General features: G+C 46.9%; 15 protein-coding genes. 14 read left to right on the top strand and 1 reads right to left on the bottom strand.

The window, feature by feature from the left end; all coding sequences use genetic code 11:
* The first annotated feature begins 207 nt into the window (after positions 1 to 207).
* From Q366_RS06080 to Q366_RS06070, 3 genes are all read left to right on the top strand, one after another.
* Positions 208 to 522: an IscA/HesB family protein gene (locus tag Q366_RS06080; protein ID WP_342668581.1), complete on the top strand. Its 315-nt coding sequence runs from the start codon at positions 208 to 210 to the stop codon at positions 520 to 522.
* 13 nt (positions 523 to 535) lie between these two features.
* On the top strand, positions 536 to 1021 hold the full coding sequence (locus tag Q366_RS06075; protein WP_035237313.1) for a hypothetical protein: 486 nt from the start codon (positions 536 to 538) through the stop codon (positions 1019 to 1021).
* Between the two features lie 107 nt (positions 1022 to 1128).
* The gene (locus tag Q366_RS06070; protein ID WP_035237311.1) at positions 1129 to 2442 is read left to right on the top strand and encodes a (Fe-S)-binding protein; all 1314 of its coding nucleotides are present in this window, start codon (positions 1129 to 1131) and stop codon (positions 2440 to 2442) included.
* A gap of 102 nt (positions 2443 to 2544) precedes the next feature.
* On the opposite strand, the gene Q366_RS06065 is transcribed toward Q366_RS06070, so the two are convergent.
* Entirely contained in the window at positions 2545 to 3243 is a 699-nt protein-coding gene (locus tag Q366_RS06065) for a lysophospholipid acyltransferase family protein (protein ID WP_035237309.1), read from the bottom strand.
* A 287-nt stretch (positions 3244 to 3530) separates the two neighbouring features.
* Between Q366_RS06065 and Q366_RS06060 the strand changes: the two genes are divergently transcribed.
* From Q366_RS06060 to Q366_RS21230, 11 genes are all read left to right on the top strand, one after another.
* Positions 3531 to 5069 carry a universal stress protein gene (locus Q366_RS06060; protein WP_245619886.1) on the top strand — a complete coding sequence of 513 codons (1539 nt, stop codon included), beginning with the start codon at positions 3531 to 3533 and terminating at the stop codon, positions 5067 to 5069.
* A 189-nt stretch (positions 5070 to 5258) separates the two neighbouring features.
* Positions 5259 to 5903 carry a ParA family partition ATPase gene (gene parA, locus Q366_RS06055; RefSeq protein ID WP_035237307.1) on the top strand — a complete coding sequence of 215 codons (645 nt, stop codon included), beginning with the start codon at positions 5259 to 5261 and terminating at the stop codon, positions 5901 to 5903.
* Between the two features lie 30 nt (positions 5904 to 5933).
* Positions 5934 to 6503 (top strand): hypothetical protein, encoded by a 570-nt coding sequence (locus Q366_RS06050; protein ID WP_035237305.1) that lies wholly within the window; start codon positions 5934 to 5936, stop codon positions 6501 to 6503.
* 167 nt (positions 6504 to 6670) lie between these two features.
* Positions 6671 to 9160, top strand: a complete 2490-nt coding sequence (locus Q366_RS06045) for a glycosyltransferase (RefSeq protein ID WP_084691729.1) — start codon at positions 6671 to 6673, stop codon at positions 9158 to 9160.
* A 2-nt stretch (positions 9161 to 9162) separates the two neighbouring features.
* Entirely contained in the window at positions 9163 to 10443 is a 1281-nt protein-coding gene (locus Q366_RS06040) for a radical SAM protein (protein WP_035237461.1), read from the top strand.
* 198 nt (positions 10444 to 10641) lie between these two features.
* Positions 10642 to 12063 (top strand): dynamin family protein, encoded by a 1422-nt coding sequence (locus Q366_RS06035; protein ID WP_035237460.1) that lies wholly within the window; start codon positions 10642 to 10644, stop codon positions 12061 to 12063.
* Between the two features lie 150 nt (positions 12064 to 12213).
* Positions 12214 to 12318: a SelB domain-containing protein gene (locus Q366_RS21235; protein ID WP_281175475.1), complete on the top strand. Its 105-nt coding sequence runs from the start codon at positions 12214 to 12216 to the stop codon at positions 12316 to 12318.
* Positions 12319 to 12351: 33 nt separating this feature from the next.
* Entirely contained in the window at positions 12352 to 13554 is a 1203-nt protein-coding gene (locus Q366_RS06030; protein WP_035237303.1) for a DUF2333 family protein, read from the top strand.
* A gap of 1375 nt (positions 13555 to 14929) precedes the next feature.
* Positions 14930 to 15217, top strand: a complete 288-nt coding sequence (locus Q366_RS06020; RefSeq protein ID WP_035237299.1) for a DUF485 domain-containing protein — start codon at positions 14930 to 14932, stop codon at positions 15215 to 15217.
* Positions 15214 to 17142, top strand: a complete 1929-nt coding sequence (locus Q366_RS06015) for a solute symporter family protein (RefSeq protein ID WP_035237298.1) — start codon at positions 15214 to 15216, stop codon at positions 17140 to 17142. The genes Q366_RS06020 and Q366_RS06015 overlap by 4 nt, the downstream gene beginning before the upstream one ends.
* A gap of 283 nt (positions 17143 to 17425) precedes the next feature.
* Entirely contained in the window at positions 17426 to 17656 is a 231-nt protein-coding gene (locus Q366_RS21230; RefSeq protein WP_156968121.1) for a hypothetical protein, read from the top strand.
* Positions 17657 to 17720 lie beyond the last annotated feature (64 nt).

The raw sequence follows: 17720 nt of genomic DNA, 5'->3' as shown, positions 1-17720 counted from the left end.
AAGAAACCCGGTACCAGGGCCGAATCATCCTTATTTTTGATCCGGAATCGGCCATGTAAAAAATTGAAAATAGCTATAAAAGAAATATAAGCTCATAAGGATTTTCAATTTGCCAAAAATCCTTATTTTATATAGGTCTTGAATCGTTTCTGGTGTAGACTGGATAATTGTTGCTACCGGAAAGTAAAAGATATAAGGAGTTCAGTCATGATGATCAATGTCAGTAAGCCTGCCCAGGAACAGGTCAGGATGTACTTTGAAGGCAAAGAAATTGCGCCCGTCAGAATCTTTCTCAACACTGCCGGATGCGGTGGCCCAAGCCTTGCCATGGCTTTGGACGAGAAAAAAAGTACAGATGCCGTGTTTACCTTTGATGATGTGGAATACGTCATGGATAAGGATCTTTTGGAAAAGGCAAGTCCTGTGGAGATTGATTTCGCAGGGACCGGCTTTCGCCTTGACTCCGGCCTGAAACCGGCAGGCGGATGTACAGGTTGCAGCGGCGGGACATGCGGCAGTTAACCGGAGGGTAAGTATGGCTGACGAAGTCCTCCTTCATCCCAAACTGGAAAGACAGCTTACAGCAATGGAAGGGCAGGCCAATGCGCCATTCATTGCAGCAGGCCGTGCCAGAAAAATCATTGAGGCCATGACCCAAGGCCAGACATCCCAGGCAGCCGGGCTGTTCAGGGCACGTTCAGATGCCCGGGTGAAAAATTGCTGGAAATATGACCTTGGTGCAGGATACCGTCTGATCTGCATCCGCACCAAACAGATCATTTACGTCATGCATGCAGGGGATCACGAAAGCTGTGATGCCTGGCTGAATAATAATTCAAAAAGACAGCCCCAAAGTACTGAAATAAAAATGATCTCCTTCACCATTTGTGACACCCCGGAACCCTTTGATTTTCAAACAGTCCGGTCCCCGGACCGGGAACCGGATTTTGACGATCAGTGCCTGGCATCCATTCCCCAGAAATACCTGAGAAAGGTGTTCTGCGGGCTTGTGGCCGGTTGATACGCTGACGGTCAGCGGACATCGGGGATTTAAAACAATGCTGATGTAAAAAGATTAATGTAAAAAAATTAAGATCTAAAAAGCAACCCTTTTCAAAGGAGAACGTTATGACCGAGGCAATAAAACTCGATAAAGGAACAAAGGCAGCGTTCAAAGAAAAACTGATGAACAAACTGCCGAATGGTGTCAATCTCAATATGTGCCTGACATGCGGCGCATGCGCTTCCGGTTGCCCGGCAACCGGTCTTGAAAATATGGATCCGCGCAAATTTGTCAGAATGGTGGCTTTGGGCATGGACAAAGAACTGACCAAGCACCCATGGGTGTGGATGTGTTCCCAGTGTCAGCGGTGTGTTTATGTCTGCCCGATGAATATCGACATCGCGGCAATGGTGTTTGAGGCCCGGCAGTTATGGCCCCGGGAAGAAAGGCCCAAAGGCATCGTAGGTTCCTGTGATATGGCCCTTAGAAACTCCTGCGGCAGCGCCATGGGCATTTCTGAAGAGGATTTTGAATGGGTGGTTGGGGACATTCTTGACGAAGTTCATGAAGACCAGCCGGGCTGGGAAGATCTTGAAGCACCGGTCAATAAAGAAGGGGCACACTTCTTCTTAAGCCAGAATTCCCGTGAACCGGGCGTGGAACCAGAAGAGATGGTTCCACTGTGGAAGATCCTGCATATGGTCGGTGCAGACTGGACCTATGCCACACGGGGCTGGGGTGGTGAAAACTACTGCATGTTCCTTGCAGATGACAAATGCTGGGAAAAAGTTACAAGAAACACCCTTGAATCTGCCATGGACCTGGGTTGCAAGGTGTATTTAAACACCGAATGCGGCCATTCCACCTTTTCCGTCTGGAAGGGTCAGCAAAAATTCGGTATAGAAACCAATCTTGAAATTGCTCCCATGGTTCCATACTATGCCAAATGGATCCGGGAAGGCAAACTGAAACCCAGCTCCGACTGGAACAAAGATCTGAAAGTTAAATTTACGGTTCAGGATCCCTGTCAACAGGTTCGTAAAAGCTTTGGTGATCCCCTGGCGGAAGATTTACGATTTGTTGTCAAAGCCTGCGTTGGCGAAGAAAATTTCATTGATATGCAGCCGAACTATTCCAACAATTTCTGTTGTGGCGGCGGCGGCGGATACCTGCAATCCGGTTTCAATGCACAGCGCTTGAAATACGGTGAAATCAAAAAGGATCAGATCGTGGCTACCGGTGCAGCGTACTGCGTTACCCCCTGCCATAACTGCCATGATCAAATCCATAAACTTGCCGAACACTATGAATGTCATTACCATGTCCTTCATTTGTGGACACTGCTTGCGTTTGCCCTGGGCGTACTTGGTGAAGGTGAACGCAAATATCTGGGACCGGATCTGGCTGAACTTAATATGCCGGAAGAAGCAGACGAATGATCAACGCATTTCGTGACATTTTAGATTTTTTATAAAACAAGACAAAAATTTTCGGGGGCAGGATATGATCCATATTCTGCCCCCGAATTTCCCAGATGGTGATTAACCGAAAATTTCTTTTATCCGTGTGTCATCCTGCCAGACCGCATCGGTCTCCTCATAGAGCTGCTTAAGGGCATGGGCCACGCGCGCCTGCATCTGTTCAAATCCGCCCTGCCCCATATCATCCTCCGGCACATGGATGGGTGAACCAAACCGGATGATCACCCGGGAAAAGGGTTTGGGCACCATGAAACGGTCCCAGGAATTGAAAATCCACAGGTTCTGCCCGGAGGTAATGGTGGGAACAATGGGCAGACCCGCATACTGGGCAATGCGGATCAGACCGGGCTTCACCGTACCGAACGGGCCCTGGGGACCATCCACGATGTGGCCTATCCTGTACCCCTGCCCGGCCAGACATTTAATGGTTTCAAGGGCCTGCCTGCCCCCATGGGATGAAGATCCCCTCACCGCCCGCCAGCCCAGAATATTCACAGCCCGGGCCGCCATTTCACCATCACGGCTCCGGGAAATCATAATGGCAATGGGCTTTCGGGTTGAAAAAAAGGTGATCCCCGGGAAAAACCGCTGGTGCCATGAGGCATAAACCAGCTGTCCCCCGGCCTTTAAAATGTCCTGTTCATTGTCCGGATCAACGATCCTGATCCGGTAGGTGGCTGACAAAAGCCTGACAAAAAACACCCCCGCATAGGGAAACAGATAATGGTATAGAAAACGCTGGAATTTCTTTTTCATCATTTAACCACTCCTTCATCATTTAACGACGACTATGACCAGAAGCCTGAACAAAAAAATATAATCCGGAGTTCATTAACACAGCGTATCGTTACTACGCAACCCTATGCGTTACAAATGGTAACGCATCGTCTCCTTTCCTGTATTCGTTTATGGATAAAATAAAAATATACGATATAAAATCAATGTGTTAATCTAATTTTATTTTTATAGTAAGTCCGTGGCATAAATTTTGGATTAATGAATTTGGGACGTTATTAGCTTACCCTTTAATACAAAAGGACAATTCAATGATGTGGAAACTGCTGCAGAAAATGAGTAAAAATCTGACCCTGGCGATTCCGGCAATGATGCTGGCCGGTTTTATATTCGGCATTTTCATGGATGCCGCTTTTTTAAAAACCCTGATTATTCCGTTCACCTTTTTAATGGTTTACCCCATGATGGTGACACTGAATATCCAGAAGGTATTTGAGGGCGGAGACGTCAAGGCCCAGGTGCTCACCCAGGTGATCAACTTTGGCGTGGTTCCTTTCCTGGCCTATATAATGGGTCTGATCTTTTTTAAAAACCAGCCTTACATGGCCCTGGGGTTGCTTCTGGCAGGGCTCGTACCCACGTCTGGCATGACCATTTCCTGGACCGGATTTGCCAAGGGCAACCTGGCGGCTGCCGTAAAAATGACGGTTATCGGCCTGACCCTGGGCTCCATTGCCACGCCCTTATATGTCCGCATGCTCATGGGTACAAGCATTGAAATTGACATGGCAGGTATTTTTAAACAGATCGTGGTCATTGTATTCATTCCCATGGCAGCCGGTTACCTGACCCGCAGACACCTGGTAAAAAAACACGGGGAAAAGGGATTCAAAACATCAGTGGCACCCAAATTTCCGCCGCTGTCCACCCTGGGTGTTGTGGGCATCGTGTTCATTGCCATGGCGCTTAAGGCCCGGGCCATTGCCGCAGCCCCGGGCATGCTTGCTTACATCCTTATCCCTTTGGTGATCATTTACGGATTCAACTTCACCTTCAGCAGCCTTGTGGGCAAATGGCTTTTGCCCAGGGGGGATGCCATTGCCCTTGTTTACGGATCAGTCATGCGCAACCTCTCCATTGCCCTGGCCATTGCCATAAATGCATTCGGCAAACAAGGGGCCTCGGCTGCCCTGGTCGTGGCTGTGGCCTATATCATCCAGGTCCAGTCTGCGGCCTGGTATGTTAAACTGACGGATAAAATATTCGGGCCGGTTCCTTTGGACGCGGAACCGCCGTTGAAAACAGCGCCCCAAAACCTGGCGGAACCGGCCCCCGATGCCCGGGAAGAATCTCAAATCTCCATGGTTGCCGACATTAAAAAAATCCTCTTTGCCACGGACATCACATCCACGGCAAAATATGCGGCCCGCTATGCCTGTGCCATCGGCAACAAATTCAACGCAAAGGTATGGGCCATCCATGTGGTCCCGGATCTTTTGGCAGAATATTCGGCAGGCGCCGGTGTCACCATAAAGGACCCCGTAAAACAGGAAGAGTTCAACCGGGATGCCGTTGAAAATGCTGAAAAAATTCTTGGGGAACGTATCCGAACCACATCAGAAAAGGTGGTCCGGGAAATTTCATTCTGCCCCTTGTCAAAGGACCGCATAATGATCAAAACAGGGGATCCGGTGGAGGAAATCACCCAAGCTGCGGCCCAGGGAAATTTTGATCTGATCATCATGGGCACCCACGGAGACCAGGGTATTGAGGATATTCTGTTAGGCAGTACAGCCCAGGGAGTCATCCACGCATCAAAGGTCCCTGTCCTTGTGGCCCGTCCGTCTTAACACTTTTTCAATTTATTAAAACTCGTATGGTTCCGCCCTTTTCAACAAAAAATGCGGGACCATTTTTCTTAAATTACGAAGTCCCACTTCCCATGCGAAATGTTCTATTGACAAGCCGGAACAAGCCACGATATGATTTTGCATGTTTTGTCTCCCCTAACAAATTAAAAAGTGGCAAATGGTATCATCATGAAAATTATTACACTTGCAAACCAGAAAGGTGGTTGTGGAAAAAGCACCATTGTTTTAAATCTTGCCATTGAATTTGCATTGCAGCAGTACCGGGTCATCATCTTTGACACGGACCCCCAGGGCAGTTGCTATGAAACAGCCGAAATTCGCGATGATCAGGGGGAAACGGCGCAAATCAAGGTTGCAGCCATTTACGAAAATCTGTATCAGGCCATTGAGGAATGTGAAAAGAATTATGATTTTGCCATTATTGATACGCCGCCCCATGACAATGAAGTTGTGACGGTTGCAACGGTATGCTCTGATCTTATCATCATTCCCGTACAGGATTCTCCCCTTGATATCCGCAGTACAAAAACTACGGTAAACCTGATCAACGAAGCCAGGAAACTAAATCCGAACATTGAGCCCTATTTCCTGCTCAGCCGTATTCAAACAAATTCAGTCATGGCGCGCGAGCTTGCGCAAGTATTAAAATCAACGTATAAATTTGATATATTGAAAACTAAAATCGCAAACCGGATGGCATATAAATATTCCCTGATTTACGGCCAGAACGTGTCGGAATTTTCCGGCAAGGACAGTGCCGCAGAAGAGATCCGCTCCCTTGCCAAGGAGGTTCTGTCTATTCTTGACCGGTAGATGGTAAATACTATTTAAGGAGCCAGTGCTATGAAAAATAAGAGACCTTCATTACTTGATGTTGAAGTGTTTGCCAAAAAAAGAGCAGACAACCAGCTGGATAAACTGAAAAAAATTGAAAGGGCGACCTTTGAAGCACCTGAACAGCCCTTTGAAATTGTAGACGAAGAAGTTGAACCGACATCTTATGCCCAGGAACCTGAGCAGCCCACAGAAGAAGTTCCTGATGCATTCATGGAAGAGCTTGTTGATTTTGTCACAACGTATAGAAATGAAATTCTCTCCTTGAAAAATGACCTGTTCAAGGTCAAGGAACAGGTCCGCATATTCAGTACCATGATGAACAGCCAGCAAAAAAAGATCTCCCAGCTCATGGCGTCGCAGCAACAAGGGGACACGGATAATTCTGTCACGGATGATAATTATTATCGGCTGGTGCTCAGAAACATCATCTGGCTGAAAGAGGAAAAAGGATTTACCACCAATGACGTTATCCGGCTGTTCCGCGCAGAAGGATTCCAAACCCCTGCGCCCCATAAAGCCTGGGATAAAAAAGTCGTTGAACGGTTGTATGCCGAAGCCAAAAGGACAATTTATTAGCCGGGTCCAACCATCTGAAATAAAATGCCATGTTCAACGCGGGCTATTTGTTAAAAGTTCCTCGTCATTTTTTCACATTGTTCTAATCCTGTCTTCACAGGGATGTAACATAATTTGCGTAAATTGCGCGGTTAATAAGATGTTCATCTCATTAATAAGGATAGAAAATGATGAAAATAGACCTTCATGTGCACTCCAAGTTTTCCAAACGCCCTTCCCAGTGGATCCTGCAGAAAATCAGCTGTCCTGAAAGTTTCACGGACCCCATGCTGGTATATAACACAGCCAAGGCAAAAGGGATGTCCTTTGTGACCATATCCGACCACAACACCATTGAAGGCGCTCTTGAAATCGCTCATCTGCCAGATACCTATATTTCCGAGGAGATCACTTCCTATTTCCCGGAAGACGGTTGTAAAGTCCATGTGCTGGCCCAGAACATCTCCGAAGTCCAGCATGACCAGATCCAGAAAATCCGAAAAAATGTCTTTGATCTGGTGGCTTATCTGAATGAAGAAAACATCGTCAATATCATTGCCCACCCTCTCTACAGCGTGAATGACCGGCTGACCATCAACCATTTTGAACAGATGATTCTGCTGTTTAAAAATTTTGAACTCAACGGCGCCAGAAACGACAAACAAAACCAGATCCTGGCCCAGGTACTCAGGCAACTCACCCCCATGGACATTGAACGGCTGTCCAACATGTATGATTACCAGCCCCTGTTCGATACACCGTGGAAAAAAAATCTCACTGGCGGCTCCGATGACCACTCCGGCTTAAATATTGCCAGGACCTGCACGGCTGTTGATAATGCAACGAATCTTGACGCTTTCATGACCGGTATCCTCAACGGCAAATCCCGGGCTGTTTCCGATCCGTTCACCCCCCAGACCATGGCCCACAACCTCTACGGTATTGCCTACCAGTTTTACTCAAATCGCTTCAACCTCAGGCGCCACACGGGCAAGGACCAGCTGCTCAGATTTCTTGACCAGTCCCTGATGCCGGTATCCAATGCAGATACCGGCCTTATGTCACGGTTTTACACCTTCCTGAACAAACGTAAAACCCGCCAGGAAAACACCAAATCCGTTTCCATGAAAGATCTGATCAGAAGAGAGACCGAACGCCTGTTTGATGAAAACCCGGACCTGATGAATATTGCCAGGGCCCAGTCAAACAAAATACGCCTTGGCTCGTCCCTGGGAAAACAGGGACAGAACAGAGAAAAACTATGGTTTGATTTTGTCAACCAGCTCTCAAACAAAGTTTTATCCCACACAGGCGATCTCCTGCTTGGCCAGGCATCCGGCGCAAACCTGTTCAACATATTCCAGACCATCGGTTCCGTGGGTGGGCTCTACTCACTTTTAGCACCCTACTTTGTGGCCTTTGTCCACTTTGCCAAGGACAATGAAATGAACACAGCAGTCCTTAACCGCTTTGCCAGGTACAGAAACGGGATGCGGCCCCCCAGATCCAGAGTCAATCTCGGACATTTCACCGACACCTTCTACGATGTCAACGGTGTGGCCCAGACCCTCCAGCAGCAGGTCCAGGCAGCATTGAAAAACGACAAACATCTGACCATCATTACCTGTGATGCCCAGGCGGAAAAAACAGGACGCGGGGTGAAAAACTTCACCCCCATGGGCGTCTATGAAATCCCGGAATATACGGAACAAAAACTGTATTATCCGCCGTTCCTGGAGATGCTGGATTATTGCTTTCACCAGGGATTTACCCATATCCACTCTGCCACACCCGGTCCAATCGGCCTGGCAGCCCTGGCCATTGCAAAAATCCTGAAGCTGCCCCTGACCTCCACCTACCATACCCAGTTTCCCCAATATGCCCAGTATTTGACCGGGGATGATTTTATCGAAGACCTGACCTGGAAATTCATGATCTGGTATTACGACCAGATGGACCAGATCTATGTTTCCAGTCAAAACTCCTTTGACGAACTCACGGAACGGGGCATCAAGGCCGAAAAAATCCGTATCATACCCCGGGGCATCAACACGGAGATCTTTCATCCCTCAAAGCGCTGCGACATACTGACTTCCCATTACGCAGTTAAAGAGGATGCATTGAAATTTCTCTATGTGGGCCGGATCTCCAAGGAGAAAAACCTGCCGCTTCTGGTGGATGCATTTAAAACGCTTTCCACCGCCAGTGACAAGGTACACCTCATTGTTGTGGGGGACGGCCCCTATGCCGGTGAAATGAAAGCCCTGCTCAAAGACTATCCCGTGACCTTTACCGGTTATCTTTCCGGCGAGCCTTTATGCCGGGTGTATGCCTCTGCAGATCTCTTTGTCTTCCCCTCCACCACAGATACCTTTGGCAATGTGATTCTGGAAGCCCAGGCTTCGGGCCTGCCCGTGATCGTATCTGACCTGGGCGGCCCCTGCGAAAACATGCTGGACCGTAAAACCGGCATTATTGTTAAAAGCGATGATGGTGCGGCCCTGTTATCCGCCATGCAGGAACTTGCGATCACCCCGGGACTGTGCAGTCAAATGTCCCGGCGGGCCAGGGAATACATGGAAGACCGCTCCTTTGACAATGCATTTATACAGTCCTGGGAGTTCTACAAAAAGATGGATACCCCGGGGTCCATGGAAGAACTCGCCAAAGCGGTATGATCATGGCCCATATAAAATCAGGACTGAAAACTGCCGTACGTATGCTCAAAGGCCGGATGCCCGGCCAGCTTGTTATCCAGATCACGGACCGGTGCAATGCCACCTGCCCCCAATGCGGCATGCGCAAAACCAGTAAATTTGACAGAACCCGGCTCACCAATGATCAGCTCAAAGAGATCATCGATGCGGCAGGGGAAAAGGGATTTCAGGCCATCTCCTTTACCGGCGGGGAGCCCATGTTGCTGCGCAAGGATCTGCCGGAACTTATCCGGCACGCCGGAAAAGCCGGGATTCCCTATATCCGCACCGGCACCAATGGATTTTTTTTTGCCGGCCATGACAGGCCCGACTTCAAAGACAAGGTAACGGTCATTGCCCAGGAACTTGCAGATACGCCATTACGCAATTTCTGGATCAGCCTGGACTCATCCGTCCCGCACATCCACGAGCAGATGCGCGGGTTTGACGGCGTTGTCCAGGGCATGGAAAAAGCATTACCCATTTTCCATGACACAGGGCTTTTCCCTTCGGTGAATCTTGGGCTGAACCGCAATGTTTCCCAAATCACCCGGGCCCTTGCACCGCCAACCCGAAAAGATCTTTCAGATCCGGAAGCATCCCCCTTTTACCAGGCCTTTATCCGGGGGTTTGCCGACTTTTACAGCAAGGTGATTAACATGGGATTCACCATTGCCAATGCCTGCTATCCCATGAGCATGACGGACAGCGTGGATAAAGCGGACCTGGATGCTGTCTATGCCGCAGCGTCTGCAGACCGGGTGGTTTGTTTCACGGCCACGGAAAAGGCGCTCCTGTTCAAAGCACTTTCAGACACCATTCCAAAATTCAGATCCAAAATAAGAATTTTTTCACCCCTTGCCAGCCTTCACACCCTTTACAATGTCTATTCAGGCCAAAATAAAGATACGCCATACGGCTGCCGGGGAGGCATTGATTTTTTTTATCTGAACTGCACCGATGGTAACACCTACCCATGCGGGTACAGGGGCGCTGAAAGTTTAGGTCCGTTTCCGGACTTGAACCTCAAGGCCATTGATCCTAAGGGATACTGCCTGGCCTGCGACTGGGAATGTTTCAGGGATCCCACCGAACTTGGCGGCCCATTTATGGAAGCCCTTGCCGCACCATTGCACCTGGCAGCCAGAATGACCAAGGATCCGGGGTACGGCACCTGCTGGGTTAAGGATCTTCAATATTACAAAGCCTGCGATTTTTTTGACGGCAGACGGCCTCCCCGGGCATTGGCTTTAAAAAAATTCTAAATCTTTTTTTCCTGGTGCACGATAATGGCAGACGCAGGCACCAGGATTTTTTCATGCCATCTGCCCATCCAAGACAATAAATCAAATTGACACCCTTGTGCTATTTTTTTATACTCGCTGACTTAATGACAATATTTGTCGCCTGATATCATTTTTAAGCGGCGCATCTTAATCTGAACATTATTTTGGAGCGAATCCATGCATCGTGATAATTATATGAATGCCCTTCGGGAAGATATCGTTGAGACCATAACCAAGCACCTAACACCGGTGGCCCAGCGGTACGGTTACAGCGATATACCCCTGGAGATCAATGTAAAATGGCGTCCCATGGTGCTGGTTATCGGCAATTATTCATCCGGTAAATCTTCCCTGATCAATGAATTTCTGGGCGCAAAGATTCAGGATACAGGCCAGGCCCCCACAGATGATTCATTCACCGTACTGACCTATGATGATTCCGTGCCGGAAACAGAAGGAATACGGGTGGTGGAACAGCAAGACGGCAAGGCCTTGCTTAATGATCCTGAATTTCCCTTTTCCACCCTTCGCAAACACGGTCAGCGTTTTGCAGCCCATTTTCAACTGAAAAGAATCAACTCGCCTTTTCTAAAAAATCTGGCCATCATTGATACCCCCGGTATGCTTGACAGCATTACCGAGCGGGATCGGGGATATGATTATCAGGAGGTCATCGGCGATCTAGCCCAAAAAGCCGGACTGGTGCTCGTTCTGTTTGACGCCCACAAAGCCGGAACCGTGCGGGAGGCTTATAAAAGCATTCGGGATACCCTGACCACCCATACCTTTGAAGACCGGATCATCTTTGTACTCAACCGTATTGATGAATGCACCACGTTTAATGATCTGTTGCGGGTTTACGGCACCCTGTGCTGGAATCTGTCCCAGATTACCGGACGAAAGGACATCCCCATGATCCGGATGACCTATTCGTCCAATGCAGTTGCCAGCACTAAGAATTCCGCACTTGAGCCCCCGTTTCTCCCCCTTCTTGAAAATCAGCGGGAGGATCTGAAACAGACCATTTTACAGACCCCCCTGCGCAGACTGGATCATCTGGCATCCTATCTGGAAATTCACGGGGATCGTCTGGCCCATTATATTGAAGCGATTCAGACCTTTGGTCTGGAATTCAGAAGTTTCCGCATACAAAAAATGTTTATCGGGTTTCTGATCAGCCTTCTGGGAGGAGGCCTGATTGCCTTAATCATGATGACACTGGCCGCAATGGCTGATCCCACGGCCCTATTGTCTGTGGGCGGTATCGGTGCCAGTCTGATTATGATTTTATGGCTGGCATTTTTCCAGAAAAAGCTGGAACTAAAATTCCGCGCCACCCGGCTGGAAAATATTGATACCCTCACCCCCGTTACCGACCAGACCCGCAAAGACAGTTGGGGCGCTATCCGTGACCTGGTGTATCAGCATCTGAAAAAAAACAAAGGCGACTATACCCTCTATGACATCAAAATAGATCGGTTTGACATCCGGCAGGTCAATGAAATCACCACCCAGAAGATTCGAGAGGCATTGAGCGAGTTCCGGGGCATGTCTGAGGAGGATTTGAAAGAGTGGGGAAAAGACAATCTGACCCGTTAAACCGATGAAAAAGATTATCGTAACGCATCCATTTGCGATGGATTGGGGCTATATTTCAAGCCCTTGATAATCTTTTTATTCTTTGTTATACCTTGCTATTAAAAAAAAAGGAAGTTCTTAATCCTTTGTCAACGTCACAATTTAAGGAGATTGGAGGGGATGCAGCGGAAATTTTCGATCCCCTTGCTGGAATATTTTGATACCCGGAACGTGAACATCGGGGTTGGCGAGATACGTAAGCGAAGAGAAGCTTGACCATAAACTTTTTTTATTGGCAAGGAGAAAAATATGGAAGACGGGAAGAATGCTGCTCACGGCGGAGATGCGGTAAAGAAAAAGAGTTTTTTAAAAAAGCTGCTCACATCCAAATGGTTTTTCATCACTGTGCTGATTCTGGGTGTTTCCGGATATGCCACATGGTGGGGGATGAATTGGTGGAAAGATTTTACAGCAAAAAGGGGCGGGCAAACCCATGAAACGCAAGTGGTTCCGAAAACCGACTTGGCCCATGACACTCACAGCGCGGCAAAGGACGCCACACCTGGTCCCCTGACCATCCATCAACCCGTTGCGCAAAAGCAGGATTCTCATGGAACCGCTCAGTATGCGGCTAACTCCCAAAATCACACAGTCTCTCACACAACTGTGAATGAGACCGCTGATAGAAATAACGCAGATAGTTATGCGCCCGCAACAATGGCAGCTGATGGACATGGAACGACGCAGGCCGCGCCGGTGCGCACAGGCCCCCGCGGAGTGGCTTTTGTGGAAGCCTGCATCAAGCCCCTTGATTATGAATTAAACCACAGATTTTTGGGGTGGCGCCCCAATGACATCATTAGATTTGCCGATAATATCAAGAATTTGCAATTGGGCATTTTGGAAGTGACCCGCAGAACAGCGGTCGCCCTGGCTGAAAATCTGTCACGGACCGGAAGCACCGACGCCTACGTTCCCAGTCTCGAATACGCCATGAACTCATTCATGATCAAGCCCTCCGAATATATGTTTCCCTCGGCTGAGAGTAAATATCAGGAAGGATTGGACGAGTGGCGAAATTATCAGAACATGCTGGAAAGAAGGGAGGAGCGTTTTTATCGGCGGGTGGACAACCTGGTTCCTCTGCTCAAGGCATATGAAAGCATCCTGGGCAGTTGCGATGAGAATCTGGTCAAGGAACTGGGAAATATCAGTACCTTTAAGGCCGATGATGTCTTTTACTACACAAAGGGCGTGGCTAGCGCCATGGTCACCATCCTTGAGGCAGTGGCCCTGGATTTTGACGACACCATCGGATCGGTTCAGGGCATGGATGTGCTCCATCACACGATTGAAGCCCTTTATCATGCCTCGCACATAGATCCCTGGATCGTTCTGGAGGGCAGCCCGGACGGCATATTCGCCAACCATCGGGCCAACATAGCGGCGCCCATCAGCCATGCCCGCTTTTATCTGGACGTGCTGTCCAGGTCACTGACAGGTAACCTGTAACGCATTTTTTATTATGACGGTTTTTGGGAGGGCAGCGATCCCCTCCCAACGAAGCCGATATATAGTATCTGCGTGACGTTCTCCAAACAGCCTTTGGCCGGTAATTACAGCATATCGTGTTCCGGCTCATTTTGAAATGCTGGCAAGATCCCGTTTACTTCATCCATGACGGTGCATCTATGGATGCCGTCATCGTTTTTCTGCCTTGGGGCAAATCAAGCGATAGCTTCTATAACAGTCGTTCTTTTGTTCTCGATATTTAAAACCGGCTTTCATCAAAATGATACCGCTCCCCTCCCCTTTGTCTTTAAGTGATCAACCATCCATTTTTATCAATTAACGAATCAATCGGAAAAAATAAATGCCACAGATCTTTCGCCGAATTTTTGTTCGTATTCAAGGCACGGCTCAGTAATCATATTGTTTTCTGATGCTTTGAGTCGCAACGAAAAATACGGATAAAACAGCCAGCGAAATGGGGGATTTATTTTTTTCCGCAGCCCTTAGTACGATTTGCTATTCAGCCAAATATTCAAGACGCGACAGCGATTTTAATGTCAAAAGCTCAATTAGGGAAGCAAATTTTCTACGGGGATGTTCATCTGATATCCTTGCTGTGCAAATTAAAAAAACCGCAATGATTTATTGCAACATACTGAAAAACAGAAATTATTTTTATATGCCCACTTAAGGGATTTGATTTGACAAATTAAAATTACTCTGGGACTGAAATTTTAATACTTGACATCAAGGCTATTCATAAGATAATACGGAACTATAAATTAGTTTTTATTATTTTATTGGAAACTTGAAGATTTTGTCTAAAGACAGGCGATTTACAAATCTTCATAATGAGATACATTCGGGTCTTGATCCTTATCAAAAAGAGTTTGGATGTATGAATGAAAGGTAAAATAAGGGCACTTTTTGCCGAAAGGCAAAGGCGATAAATAAACTTAATTTGTTCAAGTTGCGGTATATCAATAACTTTTAAAACCCGGCCTTAATGTTAGCGTAAGATTTTCTCTGCTGTATAGTAAAACAATTATTCCACCGGAATTTGGTGGGTATACATATTGTTCGACAAAGAAGCATCGTACGAGAGTCTAAATCAAAAAGAAGGAGGGGAAATGGAAAGTACAACTAGTAGTCGCCGTAATTACCAGATCAATTTATTTAAACCTCAAACCGTTTTTCTCAAAGAGGACGTTCGTATCATCAGTTCTCAGTATTACCAGTTGGGCTGCAGCTGCGTTCGGCTTTCATATCCTGTTGAAGCCGATTGAAAAAAGGACGCCGGAACATAGGATATCCTGTTTATAAACAGGTAGATCCGAAATTAAATTTTACTTTTCTTAGATAAGGAGGAAAATCTATGTCACATGGACCTGCGACGCAATGGGGTGAGGACAAAGCAATTGCCTACAAAACAAAATTTGGTTTGTATTTGTTCATTATTTACGTTTTAGTCTATATCGGATTTATCGCTATAAACGTTGTCAGTCCGAAAACAATGGCGACGATAGTTTTTGCCGGTCAAAATCTGGCAGTTGTGTACGGCTTTGGCCTGATTGCTTTGGCCTTCGTAATGGGAATCATTTACGATTATCTTTGTTCCCAAAAAGAAGACGAACTGAATGAAACGGAGGGTTCTGAAAAATGATATACAATGCATCGCCGTTTGCTGTTGGAATATTTGTTGTCTTTGTACTTGGTGTACTCTGGCTATCATCCTATTTCGCTAAAAAAACACAGACATCACAAGGTTACTATGCTGCTGGCGGAGATATACACTGGGGTGTAAATGGTATTGCATTCGCAGGCGATTATCTTTCAGCCGCCTCCTTCCTTGGAATATGCGGAATGATTGCATTCAGCGGATACGACGGATTTTTATATTCAATCGGGTATCTTGCCGGATGGGTTGTTGCGCTGTTTATTGTGGCCGAGCCGCTGAAGCGCTATGGTAAATACACATTCACAGACGCACTTAACTATAAATATAATTCAAGGGGCATTCATCTTACAGCGGCTATCAGCACGCTGATTGTCTCTTTATGTTATCTTGTGCCTCAAATGGTAGGCGCCGGAAGCCTTGTTACGCCCCTGCTCGGCATGCCGCATTACGTCGGGGTTATCCTTGTCGGCGCTATCGTTATTTTTATTGTAGCCACAGCAGGGATGGCATCAACCACTTACGTTCAATTCTTAAAAGGCGGCCTGTTGATCATTTTCTCAACAATTCTTTCAATTTGCATATTTGTGCATGGCATTAAACAGCCGCCATCGGAAAATTATCATAAATTCAAAACAATAAATGCCACTGTGACCGATGGGGATGTTACGGCAATTGACAGCGTTGAATACAAAATAGCCGGGGCATATAATGATACAAAGGGCCATTATGTAAAATTGAACAAAGAAGGCGTAAATACATGGTGGCATTTGGTTGAAAAAGATGGAAATGCCTGCCTTGAGGAGGCTCTTTCAGTTGTACACAGCAAAGACGGCAAAGCGCTTTACAATGGAGAGCCGAAGGAAGCCGAAAAGTTCTTCCAGGTAGGCCATGTAAGCAAACTCATGGTTGATGGAAAAGAGGTTACAGAAACAGGCAGCCTTAGTCCATTTAAATTCCTGTCAACAATAGAAGCCAGCACTATCGTCCGTTTCACCAAGGTAATATTTGTTGACAATGGTGATAAAGTACATCTCTGGTATCAGACGCCGACACCAGGTGAGTCGATCATGAGACCTGGATTAAGATTCAAGGTAGATAAGGGTTCAACCTTTATGTCCAAGCTTGATTTTGTCTCCCTTATGATAGCATTATTCTTTGGAACTTCTGCACTGCCTCATATTCTGATCAGGTATTATACAGTATCAAGCGCAAAGGCAGCGCGTAAGTCAACTATCGTTGCCATAACATCTATCGGTTTCTTTTATATCCTTACGCTTTTCATGGGACTGGGGGCAATGACGACTGGTGTGCTTGATGTTCAGAGCAGTAACATGGCCGGTCCTCTCCTGGCTAAATTTTTTGGTGTTGCAATATTTTCTATCATATGTGCCATTGCCTTTGCAACGGTTCTCGGGACAGTATCCGGACTCATTGTGGCAGCATCCGGTGCTGTTGCCCATGACCTGATGTCCAATTATATGGGAATTGAAATGACCGATAAGGGCCAGGTAAAGGCGGGGAAAATCGCGGCAGTCGTGGTCGGGATACTCGCTATATTCCTGGGGATAGCATTCAAAGGGGTAAACGTATCATTCCTTGTCGGGCTGGCTTTTGCGGTTGCAGCATCCGCAAACCTGCCCGCAATTATAATGATGTTGTTCTGGAAGAGAACCACTGCAAAGGGTATTTCCGCATCCATCGTAGTGGGTATCATAAGCGCTTTAACAATTATTTTACTTTCGCCCAAGACCTTTGAGGTCTATGGACTTCCCGCTTCAAGCGCGCCCATACCCATGAATAATCCTGGTATAATATCAATACCGCTTAGCTTTATTACGCTGGTTGTTGTGTCATTATTGACAAAGAAAAACGAGTACGACTGGGAGGGCAAAGAAAAACGAGCAGCATAATATACACACGTAAAAACAGAGCATTAAACTAAAAAAAGGAGAATATTTTACAAAAAAAAGGAGAGTGTTTTACAAGCTCTCCTTTTTTATCTATATTTAAGTGTAAGACCGGGTTAATCAATTTTAATGTTATTAGTGTATAGTATAACAAGTAGAAAAAGATCATCGGGGGGTGCGGTTTTTTGAATGCGCTTATTGCCCACCCCCGGACGGCTGAACTTGTAGTTAAACGTTCAAGATGCTCAACCAATTATGTTCAACTAACAAAAGGAGGGTTTTCCAAATGTCTACCAAAAAAGTTATCAATCGTTGGTTTGTCATCGTTGGCGCTATTCTAATTCAAATAGCCTTTGGTGTTGTTTGTGCATGGTCTGCCTTTACCAGAGTTTTGTCTGATCCGGACGGTGCTTATCAATCCACTGCACCCCAAACAGCATGGATTTTTTCAGCCGGTCTTTTCTTCTTTGCTCAGATTCTGATATGGGCTGGCATATGTTCTCATTTCCTTTGGTGATAAATGGTTCTCGGATAAAAAGGGTATACTTACCAGTTTTGCAGTTGCAGGTTTTGGCCCTATC

This window comes from Desulfobacter vibrioformis DSM 8776 (assembly GCF_000745975.1).
Lineage (GTDB): Bacteria > Desulfobacterota > Desulfobacteria > Desulfobacterales > Desulfobacteraceae > Desulfobacter > Desulfobacter vibrioformis.
This window is presented reverse-complemented; position numbering and strand designations above follow the sequence as displayed.